The organism is Alicyclobacillus dauci, from assembly GCF_026651605.1.
GTDB lineage: Bacteria > Bacillota > Bacilli > Alicyclobacillales > Alicyclobacillaceae > Alicyclobacillus > Alicyclobacillus dauci.
The window spans coordinates 3,251,628-3,270,429 of the sequence record NZ_CP104064.1; the positions used below are offsets into that span (position 1 = coordinate 3,251,628).

Genomic DNA, 18,802 nt, shown 5'->3' on the forward strand with positions numbered 1-18,802 from the left:
ATGAGACGCGGTCAGTGGTTATTGGCCATCTTAATCATCGTTGCCGTAGCTGTCATGCGCCTCCGCTCTGGCGGTTCGGTTCCATTGCCTGATCATGTACAAACGACACCGAACAATGATATTCGCATAGCCGCAAAGATGCAGCCAATTCCGTCAAACAGTACTGGTGAACAATGGAATCTGACACACGGTCAGGATACTTACTACGTCAACATGTACCTGAACGGCCGTCAGTCCAGGACGTTTGCGACGAGAAAACTGATGCGACACGAAAACAATGGAACGCTTTACGAGACGGCAGGGGTCGTCCAATTTGGGCAGCAAAAGTATCACGCAACTGAGATATTCGTTAATCGTGATGGAAAAGATGGCTATATTGAATTTGCCAAAGGTTAACACGCGTGGGACGACAGTCCCCCGCGTTTCTTGACGTTTCACGATGAGGTTGCTTAAATAATAGGAATCGTTTTTGTTTCTACTATTTCGTTTGAATAGGAGTTGACCGCCAAGTGACGGCAACCAGTATTATTTTAGCCGCTGGGCGATCCATGAGATTACGTCCACTCACAGATAACCACCCCAAGTGCTTGCTTGATATGGGCCCGAAAAAGATTCTGGACTGGCAGTTAGATGCGCTAAAGTCTATTGGTGTCTTTGACATTCGCGTCGTGGTCGGGTACCAAAAGGAACAAATTCAAGCACATATCGCAGAGCATCACCCGGACATGGCCGTGACATATATCGAAAATCCCGACTTTGAGACAACCAATACGTTGTTCTCCCTCAAGCGCGCCCTCGAAGATTTCTCTGATGACTTTTACTACATGAACGCGGACGTTGTCTTCGAACAGACCATTATCAAGCGCTTAAGTGAACATTCTGGTGGCGGGTTCCTGGCGATTGACCGAAAACAATGCCGGGAAGAAGAAGTGAAGGTCCAAGTTGACAATACACAGATCACTGCCATCGGGAAACATTTAAATCCGGAAACCAGCTACGGTGAGTTCATTGGCGTTGCGAATTTTACCGGCGACTTTGCAAAGCGGTTTCGTCAAACCGTCTTTGACACGGCGGTCGAAGGCAACGAAATGAAGTTTTTCGAGTATGCCCTGGACGCCATGACGGACAAGCATGACATGTATGCGGTCGACATTACGGGGCTTCCGTGTGTTGAAGTCGACTTCCCGGAAGACTATGACTATGCCGTACAGGAAGTATTGCGCGCTTTCCCCGCGGTGGATAAAGCATGAGTGAACTTGCGAAGATCAATGCCTGTGCAAAACGTCCGATCGATATTTGGACCAATTTCATTTATTACCCACTATCGATTCGACTGGTCTACCTGATTCGAAACACGGGAATCACACCGAATGTCCTCACTATTTCGTCTCTCGTCATCGCACTCATCGGCTGTGCTTTTTTCGCCCAAGGGTCGTATTCCGATGTTCTATGGGGACTGCTGCTCGTACAGATTTCCTATGTCATCGATTGCGGTGACGGTCAACTCGCTCGCTACAAGCAGCAGTTTTCACTGGTCGGTGGCTGGATCGATCAAGTGGCGGATCGCATCAAAGAGTTCTCTATTTATTTCAGCCTGGCCTATGGATGGACGAAAGTTCACGGACAAGAAGAACGCGTTTGGATGTACGCGATGTTTGCTCTGTTTGTTCTGTATCTCCTTGAGTATTACGGACAGATTCGCATGGGCAAACCGGTCAACCGGGCAAACGTTACGCAGACGGGTGAACCGTCGCCCGCCCATGAGTCACCTGCTGATGGAGACGGATTCGCACGAGCGCAGCGCTTGCGTGCCCTGGTTCCCTTTCGAGGGTTCCTCATTGGTGAACAGTACTTCGCGTTGCTCGTGTTCATCATCTTTGACGCGGTGGTTCCGTTCTTCATTTTTGTGGGCATTGTCGGCGCATTAATGTGCATATATCGCCCAGTCATCCAGTACATCAAGCTTCGCAAAGGATTCGTGTAACAAGTTGGAGGAACCGTCATGTATCCTACCGTAGTCATCACATCCGCTGTTCCATGGGAAGGCATCACGGCCCGGCCACACCACCTTGCCCGCCAGTTGGCGGGGCGAGGATGGCCCGTTCTGTTTGTGGAGCCACCTGTAACCCTCATTGGGCCCTTTCGCAATCCCAGTCTCCGCGCACGGATGCTTCCAAGACATCCGATTGCAGACGTGAACATCCGTCAAGACACGGACGTGAAAGTCCTCAAACCGGTGACAACGCTACCGTTCTATCACGTTGTGCGTTGGATCAACCGGTTCAATCAACGGCTCCTCGCCCGGCAAATTCGTCAGCATGTAACAGGCCCCATTATTCTCCTATCCAACCTGCCATCGTCTGTCGATATGATTCCGTGGCTCAGTCCCATTGCCACATTTTATGACTGCGTCGACGATCACGGCGCATTCGGCGGTCTCGTCCGCCGCGACGTGATCGACTCATTGGAGGCCGAGATGGCCTACGCGAGCCGCACCGTATTCGCTACGGCGGACGCACTTGCCGAACGAATGCAGTCACTCCACAGTCACGTTCAACTCGTTCCAAACGCGGTTGAACTGGACCATTTCAGAAAGACGTTTAACGCATCCGAACACCCGGACCTATCTGATATCGCATCTCCGCGTGTCGGGTTCATCGGAGGTATCGGTAGCTGGTTAGATTTCGATCTCATCCGCAACTTGGCGACAGCCCGACCAAACATGGAATTCGTGTTTGTGGGTCCCGTCGAGACGGATGTCACAGCTGTTCGTGCGTTGCCGAACGTTCACTTTCTCGGCCGAAAGCCGTATGACGAACTGCCGCAGTTCTTAGCAGGGTTCGATCTGTGTTTGTACCCCTTCGCCAACAACAAGCTGACGGAGAGTGTGAACCCGGTTAAAGTATACGAATACCTCGCAGCTGGGAAGGAAGTACTTGCCACACCGACTCGCGAAATGCGCAAGTTCGTGGATCACGTTTGGATCATCAACAACTCTGACGAAGGCGCGTCAGCTATTGACATGATCCTTCGAGGCAAGAGGAAGGACTCGCCGGCGTTAAGGCAGCCTTTTTTACAGGAACAGACTTGGGAGTCCCGTGGAAAGCAAATCGAAGCCGCACTACTTCAACACCTACCGACAAGTTTTTCTCTAAATTGAGCGGACATTTTATCATTCCAAGATGCTATGATGAAGGTACAAGGTAGGTGAGCAAAGCTTGGACCGCGAACTGTTTGAGTATCTCGAAAGACGATTCAACGCCATGGACAACCGCTTCGACGTCATTGAAGAGCGGATCGGCGTCATCGAAGAGCGTGTCACCGCCATCGAGGAGCGCGTCACCGCCATCGAGGAGCGCGTTGACGCACTCACTGAGAGAATGGATTCCGCAGATGTACAGCGAGCAAGTACGGATCATCATGTCACCCAACTCATCACAATGGTTGCCGATGTCTTGTCGACGACAAGAGCCATTGAGGGCCGCATTGAGCTCATGGACAAGCGAATCAGTCGGCACAATCACCAAATCGCTGACCTTGAGGAGCGGCTCGCCATTGGTGCATACGCCACCCAGACCTGATTATCCCAAATTACCAACGACGGTTTTGCTCACGGCCCTTTTTGCCACATCAAACGTATCTTCAAACAACTCGTGACTCTTCCATTTACTCCTGATGTATCCACTTAAAACAAGGGCCAATCCCCAAAGAAATCCTTGGACATTGGCCCTACTACTATATTTCGATACCCATTTTAAACTACACGGTCATTCTCACGTTTAAACCGCTCATGACTTGTTTACAAACGCCAGCAGCGGACGTAGGCGGACGCCGATGATGCTTCCGATGAACCCGCAAACCATCCATGCCCAACCGTGCAGACTGAACGACGCGATTCCGTCAAAGTACGCCCCAATGTTACAACCGAACGCAATGCGAGCACCGTAGCCCATGACAATTCCACCTAGAACGACGGAGACAAGCATCCGCGTTGGGTAGCGCTTAAAGTACGGTTTAGGAAACTTACCTGCCATAGCTGCCGCCAGTAGCGCACCGACCATGACACTGATATCCAGTACAACCGTGGTGTTAGCAAACATGTTTGCGTGCAGCGCCGATGCGTTTGATGCACTTTGCCAGTATCCCCAGTGCGTAATGGGAATCCCGATGGCCTGGGAAATTTTCGCGCCTACCAGTGCAAACGCGAACGTTACACCCCATGCGCCTCCAGACAGGATCATGACCACTGCGTTACCCACTGCAAGAATGATGCTTCCAGTCAGGAGCGACCAAGGGCCTTTGAAGATAGACTTCCATCCCTTACCGGATCCTGCAACAATGGACTGCAAATTTCCGTGTTTGCGGCGTTCCCAGACAATCGTGCCAAAGAAGACAATCGCTAGCAGGAGCAAGCTAAACAAGAATCCACCCGTTGGCCCGAACGACTGAACAAACGAGACCGGTCCCATGTTCCAAGTGTTCTGCCACCATGCAAAGTTCCAACTGCCGAGAACGGATCCAATGATAAACCCGACAATGGTGAGTACACCTCGGACGTCACCGCCACCAGTATGAAACAGCGTACCGGACGCGCAGCCGTCTGCAATTTGCATGCCTAGACCGAATAGGAAAGACCCAACAAATACAGAGATTCCCACGGGGGCTACGGACCCCTTAACTGCGTGACCGAATATGTGTCCAACTTCAATTAACGGTAGAAAAAGGACATTGGCGACGAGAAACATCACCATGTGACCTCGTAACCCTGCCCCCCGGCGATCCACAATAAAATTACGCCAAGCACTTGTAAAACCGTAACGTGCATGATAAAGCGTGACACCAAGTACGCCGCCGACGAGATAAATCACGGCCTGGAGCCATGACACGGCAAAGCCGATATACAACGTCCCTACGAGAAAGAGAATAAGTGCAAACGTCATAAATCCGCGATTGACACCGCGATTTCCTTTGTCCTGTTTCAGTGCAGGACTTGGATTATCTAAATGAAGTACGTCATTTGATACCGCCATTGATAAGCCTCCTCCCATTCGCAACGGTAATCATCTTACAACAGGAAAGGAACTTATTCAACTTTTGAAGATGTGTTTTGTCGGATTAATTCTTACCAGATATGAAAATGAAAACACAGGACTGCGACACCAACGTTATCCGCCAAGTCGTTGGTCGCGCCATCCCTGCGTCTTCGATTTCAGCTGTATTGAACCAACGTTCGTGCAAAAAAATGATCAGCAGATCAATGTCCTTCATTCACGATGTACAAATCAGCGAAACTCTGCCGTCCCCTGCTTAGCCAGCATCTTATATACAACGTCGTCCATGGGGGGATTATGCAGTCCTGCACGAACGTCCCGGTAGTACCGTTCGAGCGGCAAGCTCTTTGCTAGACTGCGGGCGCCAACGACGCGCATGGCGAGATCGACAACTTCATAGGCAGAACTCGTGGCTTGGGTCTTCACCGCTCCAAAGTACGGGCGCAAACGGGGACGTTCCTCCTCCGTTGCTCGATCCCACCGCGATGCTAAATCATACATAAATGTCCGGGCACTGATGAGCTTCAGTTCCATTTCCCCAAGTTTTTGTTCCACGTGAGGTACATCGGCGATGGGGTGCGGCAAACTGTTTGGCTGATACGTTGCCGCGAACTTCATGGCAAAGTCCCGCGCTGCAAGCCCGACCCCGAGATAACAGGCTGGGATATGCAACATCCAACCACCGCCATCATTGTTGCGCTGAGATTTTTCGCTTGGGTGTTTTATGGTCACCACGTGAGCATCGTCCACAAAAACGTCTTCCAACACAATGTCATGACTGCCTGTTGCCCGCATTCCGAGCGTGTTCCATGTCTCCACGATGCGAACGTCTTTCCCGCGTACAATGAATTCCCCGACTTCTTCCGAGTCTGCGATACCAGCGGTCACGAGAATGAAGTCCAACGCCGGAGACAGTGTGCTGAATGTTTTCCGTCCAGTGATGCGATAACCACCGTCAGTCTTAGTGGCCGTCGTTTCTGGTCGCCCTCCACGACTAGGACTGCCTGTAGCCGGTTCGCTCGCGCAACTGTTGATGAGGCCGCTGCCTTGCATGATGGATTCGCATAAGTCTTTAAAGATCGGCTCCGGGAAGGCATGGCTCGCTCTCAAATTGAGAATCATGCCAACATGCCAGCCAATGGCAAGCGCTGTCGATCCGTCCCCTCTCGCCAACTGCTCCTGGTACATGAGAAACTCCCGCAGACTGATCTCCTCGCCACCATAGATTTTAGGAACAGTCCACTTGACATAGCCTGCCGCTTTTAAGTCCTCGATGTTTTCATGAGGAAAACTGCCCGCTTCGTCATGTTTGGCAGCTCGCTCTGCAAATGTCTCCGATAGCTCTTTAATCAACTTGAGACGAGATCGTTCAACTTCCGATGTGACGAAATAGTCATCTAAACGCATATGCGTCCCTCCTAGTTATCCTGATCCAACAACGCATTCGGTCTCTTCAAACTAGGGCCTTGGGTCAGGATAAAGTATTCATTGTCAGACATGTTTCCGAGCGCTTTTTTGTCGGCTCCCCAAATGCTTCGATTGAGGCCGGACTGACTCCTGTGGGCTCGGAATGCGGCTAGCTTCGCAGCCTTCGTTTCACGAATGTTGACGGTCACCATTTGTACGACTGGTTGGGGATTTCGGCGATACGTTTCAACGTCATCTCCCCAAGCGACATAGAACAAGCGAGCCCGTTTTGAACTCTGGTCAACGAACGCTTCATATGCCGCTGTGGCGGCTCGGCCAATGGCACAGTGATCCGGGTGTCCGCCGAGCGGATCGTGAAAGGTGATCACGGCGTCCGGAGCTTCCTCCTCCAGCACATCGAACACGAGCCGTGCCAACTGCTTCTCTGGTTGAATCTCAAGTGTCTTGTCACGCAGGGACAGAAGTTCTAGTCGATGAACGCCAAGTGCGGTACACGCAGCCCGCAATTCCCCTTCACGAACGTTGGCGATGGATTCACGGGTCGCTATGACAGGGACACCCATTCGCCGGCCCATTTCGCCAAGTGTCGCGCAGACCAATACGACTCGATGTCCGTCTTGAGCCAACTTCGCAAGCGATCCGCCGCAAATAAACGACTCATCATCTGGGTGAGCAAACACTGCCACCACGGTTGCCATCAAAGCTCACCTCGCAATTGTCGTGGATTCGTGAACTGAATTACATTGATAGGGGCTGTACGCTAATTTCAAGGTTATGTGAGATTCGAGTTTGTGTGTCATAAGCGGTAAAGACCAAAACAGCCTCATCCTCGTATACATCCGTTATATCATTTACTTGCAGAATCCCCTGTGGGTTATCCCATTCCACGTAAACGCGATATGGCCCTTCACCACGGATGTGAACTGCGCGTAGATGAACGGGTATATTCCTGATGTAGCCCTCCGGATTGGACTCCATATGTAAGTACACGGTACGACCGATTCGAGTCTGGAGCCACTGCTTTGCCTCGTCAATGGTTAGTTCCCGCATGCGTTCACCTCTCACCCAAAACCTTGGTCAACTACAGCTTGTATATCGCTCTATACTTATCGCGCAGGTACTCTACCAAATACGCACCGGACAGCGGTTCACCCGTAACGCGCATGACGATCTCGGCAGGTTCCTGCATCTTGCCGTACTGATGGATTTGTGTACGCAGCCATTCACGAATCACGTGCACGTTTCCCGTGCGAACCTGTTCATCCAAATCAGGTATCGCTTTGCGCAGTGTGTGCTGGAACTGGGCCGCGTAGAGATTTCCAAGTGCATAGGACGGGAAATAACCGAACGATCCGCCCGCCCAGTGTACGTCCTGAAGGACACCGGTGGCGTCATCCTCCGGCACAACGCCAAGACAATCTTTCATCTTCTCACGCCACAACTGTGGTAGATCGGCCACCGCGTATGTGCCGCTGAAAAGACCCTTTTCGAGCTCGTAACGCACCATAATATGCAGGTTGTATGTCACTTCGTCGGCCTCTGTCCGAATGAGGGACGGCTCAACGTGATTGATCCAACGGTAAAAATCATGTAAGGGCACGTTGGCAAAAACGGACGGAAACGCTTTTTGGACGAGATCGTAGTTATGCTCCCAAAATGGAAGGGATCTGCCAATCATGTTCTCCCAAAACCGGGATTGCGACTCGTGAATGCCCATGGACGTTCCTTCGGACAGGCTGGTCCCGATAAGATCACGTGAAATACCCTGTTCATAAAGTGCATGTCCACCTTCGTGAATCGTGCCAAACAGCGTTTCGCGCAAGTCATCCAAATTGTAATGCGTCGTCACACGAACATCGTACCGATTAATCGTCGTTTGGAATGGATGGACGGTTGTGTCGATCCGCCCCGCAGCAAAGTCATATCCCATACCTTGCAGGAACAGTCGATTCAATTCCTGCTGCTTATCCAGGCTGTATTGATGTACAAACGTCGTCGGGTCAACCTGAAGCCCTTTTTCAGCAATGGCGTGAACAAGCGGCACAAGATGGCTGCGCAAGTCGCCGAATAGCGTGTCTAAATGCTCTACTGTCATACCCGGCTCGTATTGGTCCAACAGTGTGTTGTACGGATGCCCTTCATAGCCCCAGTAGTCGATAAATTGCTTTTGGATGGCAACGATTTTCTCTAAGTAAGGGAGGAACATCGGAAAATCGTTTTGCGCTTTGGCGTCTTCCCACACCGACTCAGCAGTAGAAACGAGGATTTGATACTCGTGCATGAGCTTACTGGGAATCTTGTGCATCCTGTCAAACTGTTTCTTCTCCACGCGGACCAAGGCCCTATCGATATCGGATAACGTTTTCAAGACGTTCGGTTCAGACAGCGCTTCGAGCCATTCTCCCATTTCCGCAGATGTTGACAGTTCGTGGTGCCGTGATGCCAGGTAGCCGATTGCCTCAGCTCGCAACTGATGTCCCTTTTTCGGTGCCCCCGTGCGTAAATCCCACTCCATTAAGCTCAATGCTTCGCGAAGATAAACGAGTTCCTGAATTCGCTCCCGGAATGATTCGAGCGTTTTATTCGACATGTCCTCACCTCGTGTGTTGTCAATTGCAAGTCTTTCTCGCCTCATTTTAGCAAAAAAGGGGAACTGAGTGGTCTCAGTCCCCCTTTTGTCCGCGTCAAGCACCTCATAACGCCGTTCTTAGTCCCCCACATGATTTGCTGCTTGTTCTGTTGGGAAGACCATCCACGCATCCGGCAAGTGACGCTCGTGATGTGGGTCAATCGTCGACGGTGAGTTGATAATTTGGCCGTTGTTGTAGAGAACAGATGACGATCCGCCATCCATCGCACACGCGTTGACCGCGTGATATCGAAGCATGATGTCCATCACTTGACGTTGCGTTGCCCCCATCGAGCCATTTCCATGCAGTCGGCCGTTGACGACGACAAAAATGACGGTACCATCCTTCTCTTGACCGATGGCTGTTCGCGGGTCACTCCCCCACCCGCCGTCGCCCTCTGTGATTGTGGGCTGACCGTTGACAACGAGCTCCGGGTGGAATTGCATGGCATCGCGCACACCAAGTTGCTTTAGATCACTCGTCGTGTAATCTCCCATGACCATGATTCCATCCTTCGTGAACCCGACCGTGGCCCAACTGGGATCCCGCTTGGATTGTTGCATAACTTGTCCGTTGACGTATTCGAGTCCGACTGGAACACCGCCCCAACCATTTCCGTTGGGATCCTCGAACCCACTCGCGTTAACCCCTGCAACAGCACCGACCCTGGGACCCATATTGGTGATGTACTCACCCATCGACCCTTGGACTTGTGCCGGCACAAGACGAACGAGTTTTGGGTCATGAACAAGCATGACATATCCTGTATAGCCATTCTCATCGAGGGGAATGAGCTGAACAGGTCCGCTTGACTTGTCGCTGATACTTTGGGGCGTTGCCTGCGCCGCAACGGAAATGTCTCCGATATTTGCAGATTTCACTGCAATGCCATCCAAATTGTGCAGGATGGACGCGAATTCCTGCGGTGTTGTAATATATCGAGCCCACTCATAATGTCGAGTAGAAGCAATAGTTTCTGCCGCCGTCAAGCGAAGATGGTTGCCAAACGGTGTGCCAAATGCGATCCCAATCGCTCCTCCAACGAGGACTAGCAGGGTACTGAATATACTAACCGCAGCAATGGCCAGACGGCGCTTACGGCGTTTCGCGCGCATGAGACGCAAATCTTTTCGCGTTGGTGACTGTGACCTAGGATTCCCGGTCGAATGATGATCACGCATAGTCTCGCATCCTCCTCTATTGGCTGCAAAGACGTGAGAAAAATAGAGCCGCTCACGATCTGAGACGACATGCCAAGACGTCGAGCCGAAGCTCTATAGGGATAGACGTCATTCGACACGGGAATGTTACATTTTGTTGGTTGGCAAATATCAGGACTTTTTTATAGGATTATCCTTATATGAAATCCAGTCACTCCAACTTCCCGTATACAGCCGAACATCCTCGGCACCGGCTAATTTCAATGCAAAGATATCCGCACAAGCCGTGACACCAGAACCACAATATACAACGATTGGCAGTTTCTCTGAAAGAACTTCCTTAAATCGCTGTGTTTGCTGAAAGTCGGGCTTCCACTTACCGTCTTCGGCGAGGCCCTTCTGCCATGGGTAGTTGACAGCACCAGGAATGTGACCAGCCGCCTTGTCGATAGGTTCAATTTCCCCCGCGTATCGCGCATAATCACGAGCATCGATGAGAACGGCTTGCGTGTCGCCCGAGACAATGCGACGGACGTCGTCCACATCCGCCGTCCAGGCACTTTCTACGTGGGCGTCGTAGTCGTGATCGACTCTCTGTGGCGCTTGTATCGAACAGGCGTATCCGCCGTCAAGCCACGCCTGAAATCCACCGTCGAGTACAAGAACGTCTTCAACGCCAACATAGCGAGTGAGCCACCAAGCCCGTGTTGCCATTCCTTCACCGCTATCGTACACGACGACGGTGGATGTCCGTGTCACGCCGGCCTGGCCCAGCTTGTTTGCAAAGACCTCCAGGTCAGGAAGTGGGTGACGCCCGCCGTGATCGTGTGGAGGTGAAGACAGATCACGCTCCAGGTCGAAATAGTACGCCCCAGGGATGTGCGATCTGCTGTACATCTCTTGGCCCCAATCGGGATCGCTTAGTTTAAAGCGGCAATCGAAAATGACTAACTCCGGGTCGGCAAGACGTTGATGCAGTTCGTCGGCAGATATCAGCATGGAAAATGCCCTCCGTTCAGTCCTCTTGTCCTTTGCGTGCGACACGCTTGGCATCAGCTTGGTCGATCGGTTTCAAGATCATCGTATCAATGTTCACGTGATGCGGCCGCGTCGCCGTGTACACGATGGCGTCAGCGATATCCTCTGCCGTCAAAGGGCGAAGTCCTTCATATACTTGCGCTGCTCTCTCACTATCCCCATGGTAACGCACAACACTGAACTCTGTCTCTACCATTCCGGGATCAATACTACTAATTCGAACCGGTTTCCCTAGCAATTCTTGGCGAAGTGCGCCCGTGATGGCCCGGACAGCAAATTTCGTTGCACAATATACACCGCCGCCAGCATATGCCTCGTGACCCGCCGTCGATCCGATATTGATGATGTGGCCATCCCCACTCTCCACCAAATGTGGAACCAGCCGCTTGGTCATTCGCAGAAGCCCCATGACATTTGTATCGAGCATTGTCTCCCAATCGTCTTCGTTCGCCCGTTCGTCTATGTAGTCGACGCCAAGTGCCTTGCCCGCGTTGTTCACGAGAACATTGACCTTCCCGTAATGTTCGATCACACCGCTCACAAAGGCCTCGACACTTTCCGTGCTCGTGACATCAAGTGGAGCCGCAAGCGGTGCATGTCCTGTGATATTCGTCAGTTCCTCGACGACGGCTTGTAGTTTTTCCGCCCGGCGGGCCCCGATGGCCAATTGAAACCCAGCCTCAGCGAATCCAACGGCCGTAGCCCGACCGATACCGGAACTTGCCCCCGTCACAATTGCAACTCTTCCTTGACCTTTAATTGCCATATCACAAATCATCCTTTCTTCATTCTGGGCTATAGTCCATCACAAAAAGGCGAATGCCCCATACAATGCACCATCGATTGGAGTGTAAAAGGAGGCCGCAAAGATGGCATGCCCCGAAGTGGTGACCGGACACGTTGAAATTCCAGGTGAAGACTATTCACGCATTCAACGTGCGGTCGATAACGGCCAATATCTCTGGCGACTGAGCCCTGTTCGGACCGCGCAGGAAGTTGGGACAGTTCACTTAGGACTGCGAACCAATGACGCATATACATTTGTCGAACAATACCGTGATCGTGACAGCGGCCTCATGCACGCCGTGGTGCGAGTCAAACACCGCAACTGCACCTACTTGGTTGAATTATACCAGCCTGAGAAACAGGGAAAAGGCGGTATTTGGGTTGTTCATCGAGTCACCGAGTTGTGACTTGCACGATACCTTCACAATCGGTACGCTCATCATACCGGTTCCTCACTGTGGGAACTGGTCTTTCATTCCCATGTCATGGACAAGGTACGGCTCGGGTGCAGCACACCCCAATCCTATTCACGTGAATATAACTGCGTCCCAGGCAAAGCGATACCGCACCATAAGGAGGACCATCGTGTACACCAATATCTTATTCGATCTCGACGGCACGCTGACAAACTCCGCATTTGGCATCACCGAGAGCGTTCGCCTAGCCCTCCTTCATGAAGGCTTCGATGCCCCATCGCACGCGGACTTAGTGTGGGTGGTCGGACCACCCTTGCGCGATAGTTTTGCCCAACTTGCAAAAACAACCGACACAGCTGTGATCAATCGATTGCTCACAAAGTATCGTGAGCGATTCGAACCCATCGGGATGTTTGAAAATGAAGTCTACGCGGGTGTCCAAACAGTCCTGGAAACGCTTCGAGACGACGGATACCGGCTGTTCTTAGCCACGTCAAAGCCGCGCGTTTACGCTGAAAAAATCCTCCGTCACTTTGAATTGGAAGAGTACTTCGACGGCATCGGCGGCGCAGAACTAGATGGCTCCATAGACAGCAAGGCTGATGTGATCCGGACTGTACTTCGTACATACGACTTAAGCCCGGAATCCTGTCTGATGATCGGCGACCGTGAACACGATGTAATTGGTGCCCGCGAAAACAACATCAACACACTCGGCGTGACTTATGGGTTTGGCTCTGAGACAGAGTTGCGTGAAGCGGGCGCCATATGTATTGTCCGCACACCGGTGGAGATTCTCCAATTCATCCGGGATCAAAAAGCTGAGACAGGTTCCCTCTCTCCGTCAGGTAGATAGTCGCAGAAGACCGTGACTTCAGTTCCAGATCCGGAACGAAAGACACGGTCCTTCCACGGTGCTCATATCTATCGCTGCTTTTCCCACATCGAGGGCGGGAGTTTCCCCACTGATTCCATCAACAAATCATATAGATTTGCTTGCATCACTTCATCAATCGGAATCCCCAACTTGAGAGCGAGATCCGCAACGGTGTAGTGCTCTTTTCGGAGGGTTCGCATCGCCTTTTCCCACTGCTGTAGGTGCGGCCCATGGTAGTCAATGAGGAAGTTCCATTTTTCTTCGTCTATTTGGAGACACGCATTGAGCATATCCGTGGCGATGTCGACTGTCGCCCCTTGTGCGCCCTTTTCAAACAATCGTTGTCGAAAGACAGTCTTAATCAGTGCCTCTTCTGAAAACTCCATGAGGAACGGTGGCATAATATAACCAACGGGAAGTTTCGCACGGGCTGCTTGCATTTGCTCCGCCCGATCTTCTTTTGCTAAACGAATAACATTGCGTATCCGGTCCAATTCTTCCTTGTACTCATCCGGATTCTTCGCTTCCACTGGCAACTCGAATCCCCATGGTACATTCGCACGCTGTCCGCCGGCAATTCTCGTTGGGCGTCCGACGGTATACGTGACCAGGTGATCATACACGGTCTTGCCAACTCCAATAAAAAGGAAGAGGATAGACTCACCCCGGATGGGTTCATACGAGTGTCCGGCTGCAACCATATTGTGGAGAAAACGAGTTGTGTTTGCCATGTCGCGGTACTTTCCCAAGTACAGACTGGCCTTGAAGGCACTGGATAGTCGCTCCTTGTCGGTTGCTCGCAGGGCGATGACGCGGCGGGACTGAGCAACATGCCATCCTTGCTCTTCGTAGCAGATCCGAATAAACTTTTCAATGTTGTCCAGATGTTCACGAATCGGGACAACATCATCTAGAAACTTCAACCGTTCGTGGTGTAATATGGCGTCTCTATCGAGATCGAACATGAGGGGTGGCCACCTTTCGTCTACCTTAAATGAAATGATTGAGTAGAGCGAGCAAATATAAAAAACGTACTTTGTTGATTGTACAAGTACGCGTTGGAGGTGGACAAGGTGCAGAGTAACAGTAAAACACGAGTCGTGGTTGGAATGTCGGGCGGCGTCGATTCGTCTGTCAGTGCTTTGCTGTTAAAGCAGCAGGGATATGACGTCGTCGGTATCTTTATGAAGAACTGGGACGACACCGACGAATTCGGTCACTGTACGGCGACAGAAGATTTCGAAGATGTCGCACGAGTTGCTGAGCAAATCGGAATTCCCTACTACGGGGTAAACTTTGAACGCGAATACGAAGAACGCGTCTTTCAATATTTTCTCGACGAGTATCAGAAAGGCAGAACCCCAAACCCGGACGTTCTGTGCAACAAGGAGATCAAGTTTAAAGAGCTACTGAACCGCGCACTTGAGCTTGGCGCGGACTACTTGGCAACTGGTCACTACGCGCAGGTCCGTAAAATGTCAGACGGCAAGGTGCAACTGGTTCGCGGTGCAGATCCGAACAAAGATCAGACGTACTTCTTAAACACGCTCGATCAGGCGCCGCTTCAGCGCGCCATGTTCCCGATTGGACATATGCAGAAGTCACAGGTCCGCGAAATCGCACGCGAGTTTGACCTCGCCACGGCGACAAAAAAGGACAGCACGGGAATCTGCTTTATCGGTGAGAAAAACTTCCGAAACTTCCTCAGTAACTATCTTCCAGCTCAGCCTGGGGACATTGAGGACACCGAAGGCCATGTCCTTGGTCGCCACGAAGGACTCATGTATTACACGATGGGACAACGGCGTGGAATTGGCATTGGTGGCATGAACGACAGATCAGGTGAGCCGTGGTTTGTCGTGGACAAAGATCTTGACCGCAACGTGCTCATCGTCGGCCAGGGAATCGATAACCCTCGGCTATTCTCCACCAGTCTGACTGCCAGCCAGTTGTCATTTGTCAGCGGGGCAGCACCGTCTGATACATCGTTCCGAGCCACGGCAAAGTTCCGCTATCGCCAGGACGATCAGGGTGTCACAGTGGAAATGCGCGGTCCAAACGAGTGCAAAGTCATTTTTGACGAACCACAGCGCGCAATTACTCCCGGACAGTCTGTTGTCTTTTACGATGGGGACGTTTGTTTGGGTGGGGGCATCATCGACACGCGTTACATTCCAATGTAACGCGCGTAGATGTTTCGTGCACGACTTGCGTCGGACACACCAAAGACAAGCGCCCTGCCATTTGGGAATAAATAGAACCCCTCAGTATCGGATTGAAAACGCAGCAGATGAGGTGTCACTTGGACTTGTCCAAGTGATCCCAGCCGCTGTGCCACACCGACTAAATCCACAGTCCTCGTTACCCCACTTGGCCTCACCTGTATCGTATCTCGTCCGCACATGGTGACCGCCAGCGGACGCATGTCAGCCCGAAGCGACTGAAACACTCGCTGCCCGCAACACAGGCATGTGTCTCGTTTGGGCCCAAAGCGCGCGGTATACGAAGTGTTCGCCCAAACGTCATAGGTCGTTACGCCGGCGCCTTCATCATCCGCACCGATGATGTATTTCATGACTGCCGCAGCTTGCAGCGATGCGATGACACCTATGGTCGGTCCAAATACCCCCACAGTGTCGCAGGTATCATAAGCGACCGGATCGGGATCGGGGAATAGACAGGCAAAGCAGGGCGTTTCCCCCGGCCGAAATAACGCCGTTGTTCCATATGTCCCCACAGCGCCTGCATATGACCAGGGAATTCCCTGAGCAACACTCACATCATTGAGTAGGCGTCGCGTCGCGTAGTTGTCTGTCCCATCGACGATGATATCGACATCGGATAGCAGGTCTAAGGCGTTGGTTGCGTCAACGTCATCTGCTATCGCTTCGTATGCAATCGAGCTGTTGATGGCTTGTAACCGGTTCTGTGCTGCATGTGGCTTGGGGGTCGCAGCGATAGCGTCCTGTTCGCCGTAGAGAGTTTGTCGAGACAGATTACTCCACTCGACGACATCCCGATCAATCAGGCGCAACATACCCGTTCCGGCTCGTGCCAACCACTCTGCGGTCGCCGATCCCAACGCCCCCATGCCGACAATGGCAACACGAGCTGTCGCGAGTTTTTGCTGGCCTTCCTTTCCTATCTGAGAAAGTCGCACTTGTCGCGCGTATCGGGTCATTTCTGCTCGGTTTGTTAAGTCGTTCGACACATGCCTTCCCCCTGTCTACACCTCAATGTAGCAGGAAGCCGAACAAATAAAAAGACAGGCCGGTCGTAACTGCGACGGGCACTGTCTTTTTATACCTATAACGCAATCCCGAATCACCACGCACTCTGCGATTCACGTTCCCAAGAATCTGTACAATCTAAGCATAACCATTCTGACTTTTCAGTATTCTCCTCTAGAGATTCACCGCAAATTGTACACTGATTTTCTGTCTCGTTGTGTTCCATCCACGCCAAGCCTCCTTGAAAAGGATATTCCTACATTCTAATGTGAGTCATCAGCCATTTCAATGGATATTTCTGAACATTTGAATAACAATTCCGTGAACAAAAAGTCCGCATACAGTCTGCGCCTTGACTACATGCGGACCCTCGTTACACGAATAATTTATGAAATGCGAGACTTGCGACCCTGACGGGTGATGCCTAGATATGCCGCAGCGATCGCAGTCGTCAAAATAGCGGATACAACGGCTTCAGGAAGCCCTTGAACAAGTGCAACGGTCACAAGTGACCCGAGTTTAACTGGAAAGAAAATGTACACGGCTCCAAGCACCAAAACCGTGTTGACAACCGATCCGATGAACCCCGTAACAATGAGGGCAAATGTCCCTCTTGCTCGTCCTGCTCCACGGATGAGCGAAGCGTATACGAAATAGCTAATCACACCGATCAAAATGCGTGGCACGACAGATACGAGTGGATTCGTAAACCACGGAACGCCTGACGAGTGAAGCATCGATACGACACCGAATACTGCTCCGACAATTCCTCCCGCAAACGGCCCCGCAAGAACGGCCGCCAAAATCGCAGGAACTTGCAAAATGGTTGCGGACCCTGCTGGCGTCGGTACTGGGATGAGGCCTAATGGTGTCAGACTCAGCACAATGCTGATGGCTGCGAGAACGGCCGTAATCACCAGCCAACGTGTCCGCTGGCGAGACTGTGATTGGGTTGCACTAGCAGTCAGTGAACCCGTTTTCATCGATTGAGTATGTTTTGGAGAATCCATCCAAAAACTGTCCCCCTTCTGGTGGAACGTTATGGTTGGCGCAAATCGACTATACCGGACATACGTTTTGCTGTCTAGATGTACAACTCCCGTGCTTGCGGAAGGTGTTATACTGATCCTCGGATATTTCGTAAGTCGAAAATTTTCGGACTAGCACGATATAAGGAGGCGCGACCTTTGCGTCAATCACGCGTCATGTCAGCGTTGTTGATTATTGTTTTGGTTGTCTTATGGGGGATTTCGTTCGCCATTTATAAGGTAGCCTTAAATTACGCTCCACCGCTCATTTTCGCGGGAATTCGAACACTTTTGGGCGGGATTGTCGTTCTTATGATCGCTTTACTCAGCCGGAAACAACCGAACTTTATTAAACACTTCTGGGTTTATGCCATTTCTGCCGTGTTCAATGTCATTCTGTTCTTCGGACTTCAAACTGTCGGTCTCAATTATCTACCCGCTGGGTTGTTTTCCGTCCTTATATATTTGGAACCCGTCCTCGTCGGCGTTTTCGCATGGCTGTGGTTAGGTGAACAAATGACTTGGCGAAAAGTGGTCGGTTTAATTTTCGGCTTCATGGGCGTCGCGGCCATCAGTGCCCGCAGTCTCACTAGCCATGTATCCGGAGTAGGCATTCTCATTGGGATTCTCACTGCCGTCTTTTGGGCGATTGGGACGGTATACACGAAACGAGCACAAGAGCGCGTGGATATGATGTGGCTTCTCGCGATTCAATTCCTCATCGGTGGGATCTTGATCACGATTGCTGGCAGCGCAACCGAGTCGTGGGGCGCCGTTACGTGGTCCGCACCATTCATTCTGGGCACGTTGTTCGGGGGCTTTTTTGGGATCGCGCTGTCGTGGATGATTTGGTTCTACCTGGTCAAATCTGGCGATGCCAGCCGCGTTGCGGCCATCACGTTTCTGGTGCCGCTGATCGCCGTTGTCACAAGCGTTTTGTTCCTTCATGAAGCGGTCAGCGTGTGGTTGGTGTTTGGCCTTATTCTGATTATCTTGGGTATCTATTTGACTAATACACAGAAAAAACGAATCTCCGAAATTCCACCCGTTGCACACACGGGCGTTTCACGTTGACGTAGGGAGGACTGCGCGGGGCTTGTGGCTTGGGCCGGATGGCGGAGCGCGGCTCCGGCCGCCCGAGAACTGTCCGCGCCGCTC

20 protein-coding genes are annotated in these 18,802 nt (G+C 51.7%); 9 read left to right on the forward strand and 11 right to left on the reverse strand.

Translation table 11 applies throughout. From position 1 onward, the window contains the following. From NZD86_RS16500 to NZD86_RS16520, 5 genes are all read left to right on the forward strand, one after another. Positions 1-396 (forward strand): hypothetical protein, encoded by a 396-nt coding sequence (locus NZD86_RS16500; RefSeq protein WP_268043140.1) that lies wholly within the window; start codon positions 1-3, stop codon positions 394-396. A 113-nt stretch (positions 397-509) separates the two neighbouring features. Continuing rightward, positions 510-1,250, forward strand: a complete 741-nt coding sequence (locus NZD86_RS16505; RefSeq protein ID WP_268043141.1) for a phosphocholine cytidylyltransferase family protein — start codon at positions 510-512, stop codon at positions 1,248-1,250. After that, positions 1,247-1,984, forward strand: a complete 738-nt coding sequence (locus NZD86_RS16510; protein ID WP_268043143.1) for a CDP-alcohol phosphatidyltransferase family protein — start codon at positions 1,247-1,249, stop codon at positions 1,982-1,984. Before NZD86_RS16505 ends, NZD86_RS16510 begins: the two co-directional genes overlap by 4 nt. A gap of 18 nt (positions 1,985-2,002) precedes the next feature. Continuing rightward, on the forward strand, positions 2,003-3,160 hold the full coding sequence (locus NZD86_RS16515) for a glycosyltransferase (RefSeq protein ID WP_268043145.1): 1,158 nt from the start codon (positions 2,003-2,005) through the stop codon (positions 3,158-3,160). Positions 3,161-3,218: 58 nt separating this feature from the next. Continuing rightward, positions 3,219-3,581: a hypothetical protein gene (locus tag NZD86_RS16520; protein ID WP_268043147.1), complete on the forward strand. Its 363-nt coding sequence runs from the start codon at positions 3,219-3,221 to the stop codon at positions 3,579-3,581. Positions 3,582-3,788: 207 nt separating this feature from the next. Here the strand turns inward: NZD86_RS16520 and NZD86_RS16525 are convergent, their stop codons facing one another. The 8 genes from NZD86_RS16525 to NZD86_RS16560 form a co-directional block, all read right to left on the reverse strand. Further along, positions 3,789-5,030 carry a YeeE/YedE family protein gene (locus NZD86_RS16525; RefSeq protein WP_268043148.1) on the reverse strand — a complete coding sequence of 414 codons (1,242 nt, stop codon included), beginning with the start codon at positions 5,028-5,030 and terminating at the stop codon, positions 3,789-3,791. Positions 5,031-5,282: 252 nt separating this feature from the next. Further along, positions 5,283-6,458, reverse strand: coding sequence for an acyl-CoA dehydrogenase family protein (locus NZD86_RS16530; protein WP_268043149.1), 1,176 nt, complete (start codon positions 6,456-6,458; stop codon positions 5,283-5,285). 11 nt (positions 6,459-6,469) lie between these two features. Beyond that, on the reverse strand, positions 6,470-7,177 hold the full coding sequence (locus NZD86_RS16535; protein WP_268043150.1) for a PIG-L family deacetylase: 708 nt from the start codon (positions 7,175-7,177) through the stop codon (positions 6,470-6,472). Between the two features lie 40 nt (positions 7,178-7,217). Beyond that, positions 7,218-7,529 carry a DUF1806 family protein gene (locus tag NZD86_RS16540; protein WP_268043151.1) on the reverse strand — a complete coding sequence of 104 codons (312 nt, stop codon included), beginning with the start codon at positions 7,527-7,529 and terminating at the stop codon, positions 7,218-7,220. Positions 7,530-7,560: 31 nt separating this feature from the next. Continuing rightward, positions 7,561-9,069, reverse strand: a complete 1,509-nt coding sequence (locus tag NZD86_RS16545; protein ID WP_268043153.1) for a carboxypeptidase M32 — start codon at positions 9,067-9,069, stop codon at positions 7,561-7,563. A 117-nt stretch (positions 9,070-9,186) separates the two neighbouring features. Further along, on the reverse strand, positions 9,187-10,290 hold the full coding sequence (locus NZD86_RS16550) for a phosphodiester glycosidase family protein (protein WP_268043154.1): 1,104 nt from the start codon (positions 10,288-10,290) through the stop codon (positions 9,187-9,189). Positions 10,291-10,440: 150 nt separating this feature from the next. Next, on the reverse strand, positions 10,441-11,268 hold the full coding sequence (locus NZD86_RS16555; RefSeq protein ID WP_268043155.1) for a sulfurtransferase: 828 nt from the start codon (positions 11,266-11,268) through the stop codon (positions 10,441-10,443). A 16-nt stretch (positions 11,269-11,284) separates the two neighbouring features. After that, entirely contained in the window at positions 11,285-12,073 is a 789-nt protein-coding gene (locus tag NZD86_RS16560; RefSeq protein WP_268043156.1) for an SDR family NAD(P)-dependent oxidoreductase, read from the reverse strand. A gap of 103 nt (positions 12,074-12,176) precedes the next feature. Here NZD86_RS16560 and NZD86_RS16565 point away from each other — a divergent pair, with 103 nt between their 5' ends. After that, positions 12,177-12,500, forward strand: coding sequence for a hypothetical protein (locus tag NZD86_RS16565; RefSeq protein ID WP_268043157.1), 324 nt, complete (start codon positions 12,177-12,179; stop codon positions 12,498-12,500). A gap of 178 nt (positions 12,501-12,678) precedes the next feature. Beyond that, positions 12,679-13,365: an HAD family hydrolase gene (locus tag NZD86_RS16570; RefSeq protein ID WP_268043158.1), complete on the forward strand. Its 687-nt coding sequence runs from the start codon at positions 12,679-12,681 to the stop codon at positions 13,363-13,365. Positions 13,366-13,433: 68 nt separating this feature from the next. Here the strand turns inward: NZD86_RS16570 and NZD86_RS16575 are convergent, their stop codons facing one another. Further along, entirely contained in the window at positions 13,434-14,351 is a 918-nt protein-coding gene (locus NZD86_RS16575) for a hypothetical protein (protein WP_268043159.1), read from the reverse strand. Between the two features lie 108 nt (positions 14,352-14,459). On the opposite strand from NZD86_RS16575, the gene mnmA reads away from it, so the two are divergent. After that, positions 14,460-15,569 carry a tRNA 2-thiouridine(34) synthase MnmA gene (mnmA, locus tag NZD86_RS16580; protein WP_326492578.1) on the forward strand — a complete coding sequence of 370 codons (1,110 nt, stop codon included), beginning with the start codon at positions 14,460-14,462 and terminating at the stop codon, positions 15,567-15,569. Here mnmA and NZD86_RS16585 read toward each other — a convergent pair. Together NZD86_RS16585 and NZD86_RS16590 are read right to left on the reverse strand one after the other, a co-directional pair. After that, on the reverse strand, positions 15,554-16,597 hold the full coding sequence (locus tag NZD86_RS16585; protein WP_268043160.1) for a ThiF family adenylyltransferase: 1,044 nt from the start codon (positions 16,595-16,597) through the stop codon (positions 15,554-15,556). The two genes, mnmA and NZD86_RS16585, sit on opposite strands and share 16 nt — an antisense overlap. A 405-nt stretch (positions 16,598-17,002) precedes the next feature. Continuing rightward, positions 17,003-17,626 (reverse strand): ECF transporter S component, encoded by a 624-nt coding sequence (locus NZD86_RS16590; protein WP_268043161.1) that lies wholly within the window; start codon positions 17,624-17,626, stop codon positions 17,003-17,005. Between the two features lie 177 nt (positions 17,627-17,803). Between NZD86_RS16590 and NZD86_RS16595 the strand changes: the two genes are divergently transcribed. Continuing rightward, positions 17,804-18,718: a DMT family transporter gene (locus NZD86_RS16595; RefSeq protein WP_268043162.1), complete on the forward strand. Its 915-nt coding sequence runs from the start codon at positions 17,804-17,806 to the stop codon at positions 18,716-18,718. Positions 18,719-18,802 lie beyond the last annotated feature (84 nt).

Excerpts from the sequence above, each read along its gene's own strand:
- NZD86_RS16540 (WP_268043151.1), bottom strand. The coding sequence starts at position 7,529 with ATGCGGGAACTAACCATTGACGAGGCAAAGCAGTGGCTCCAGACTCGA.
- NZD86_RS16575 (WP_268043159.1), bottom strand. The coding sequence starts at position 14,351 with ATGTTCGATCTCGATAGAGACGCCATATTACACCACGAACGGTTGAAG.
- NZD86_RS16535 (WP_268043150.1), bottom strand. The coding sequence starts at position 7,177 with ATGGCAACCGTGGTGGCAGTGTTTGCTCACCCAGATGATGAGTCGTTT.
- NZD86_RS16525 (WP_268043148.1), bottom strand. The coding sequence starts at position 5,030 with ATGGCGGTATCAAATGACGTACTTCATTTAGATAATCCAAGTCCTGCA.
- NZD86_RS16555 (WP_268043155.1), bottom strand. The coding sequence starts at position 11,268 with ATGCTGATATCTGCCGACGAACTGCATCAACGTCTTGCCGACCCGGAG.
- NZD86_RS16550 (WP_268043154.1), bottom strand. The coding sequence starts at position 10,290 with ATGCGTGATCATCATTCGACCGGGAATCCTAGGTCACAGTCACCAACG.
- NZD86_RS16565 (WP_268043157.1), top strand. The coding sequence starts at position 12,177 with ATGGCATGCCCCGAAGTGGTGACCGGACACGTTGAAATTCCAGGTGAA.
- NZD86_RS16530 (WP_268043149.1), bottom strand. The coding sequence starts at position 6,458 with ATGCGTTTAGATGACTATTTCGTCACATCGGAAGTTGAACGATCTCGT.
- NZD86_RS16515 (WP_268043145.1), top strand. The coding sequence starts at position 2,003 with ATGTATCCTACCGTAGTCATCACATCCGCTGTTCCATGGGAAGGCATC.
- NZD86_RS16500 (WP_268043140.1), top strand. The coding sequence starts at position 1 with ATGAGACGCGGTCAGTGGTTATTGGCCATCTTAATCATCGTTGCCGTA.
- NZD86_RS16590 (WP_268043161.1), bottom strand. The coding sequence starts at position 17,626 with ATGGATTCTCCAAAACATACTCAATCGATGAAAACGGGTTCACTGACT.
- NZD86_RS16510 (WP_268043143.1), top strand. The coding sequence starts at position 1,247 with ATGAGTGAACTTGCGAAGATCAATGCCTGTGCAAAACGTCCGATCGAT.
- NZD86_RS16560 (WP_268043156.1), bottom strand. The coding sequence starts at position 12,073 with ATGGCAATTAAAGGTCAAGGAAGAGTTGCAATTGTGACGGGGGCAAGT.
- NZD86_RS16545 (WP_268043153.1), bottom strand. The coding sequence starts at position 9,069 with ATGTCGAATAAAACGCTCGAATCATTCCGGGAGCGAATTCAGGAACTC.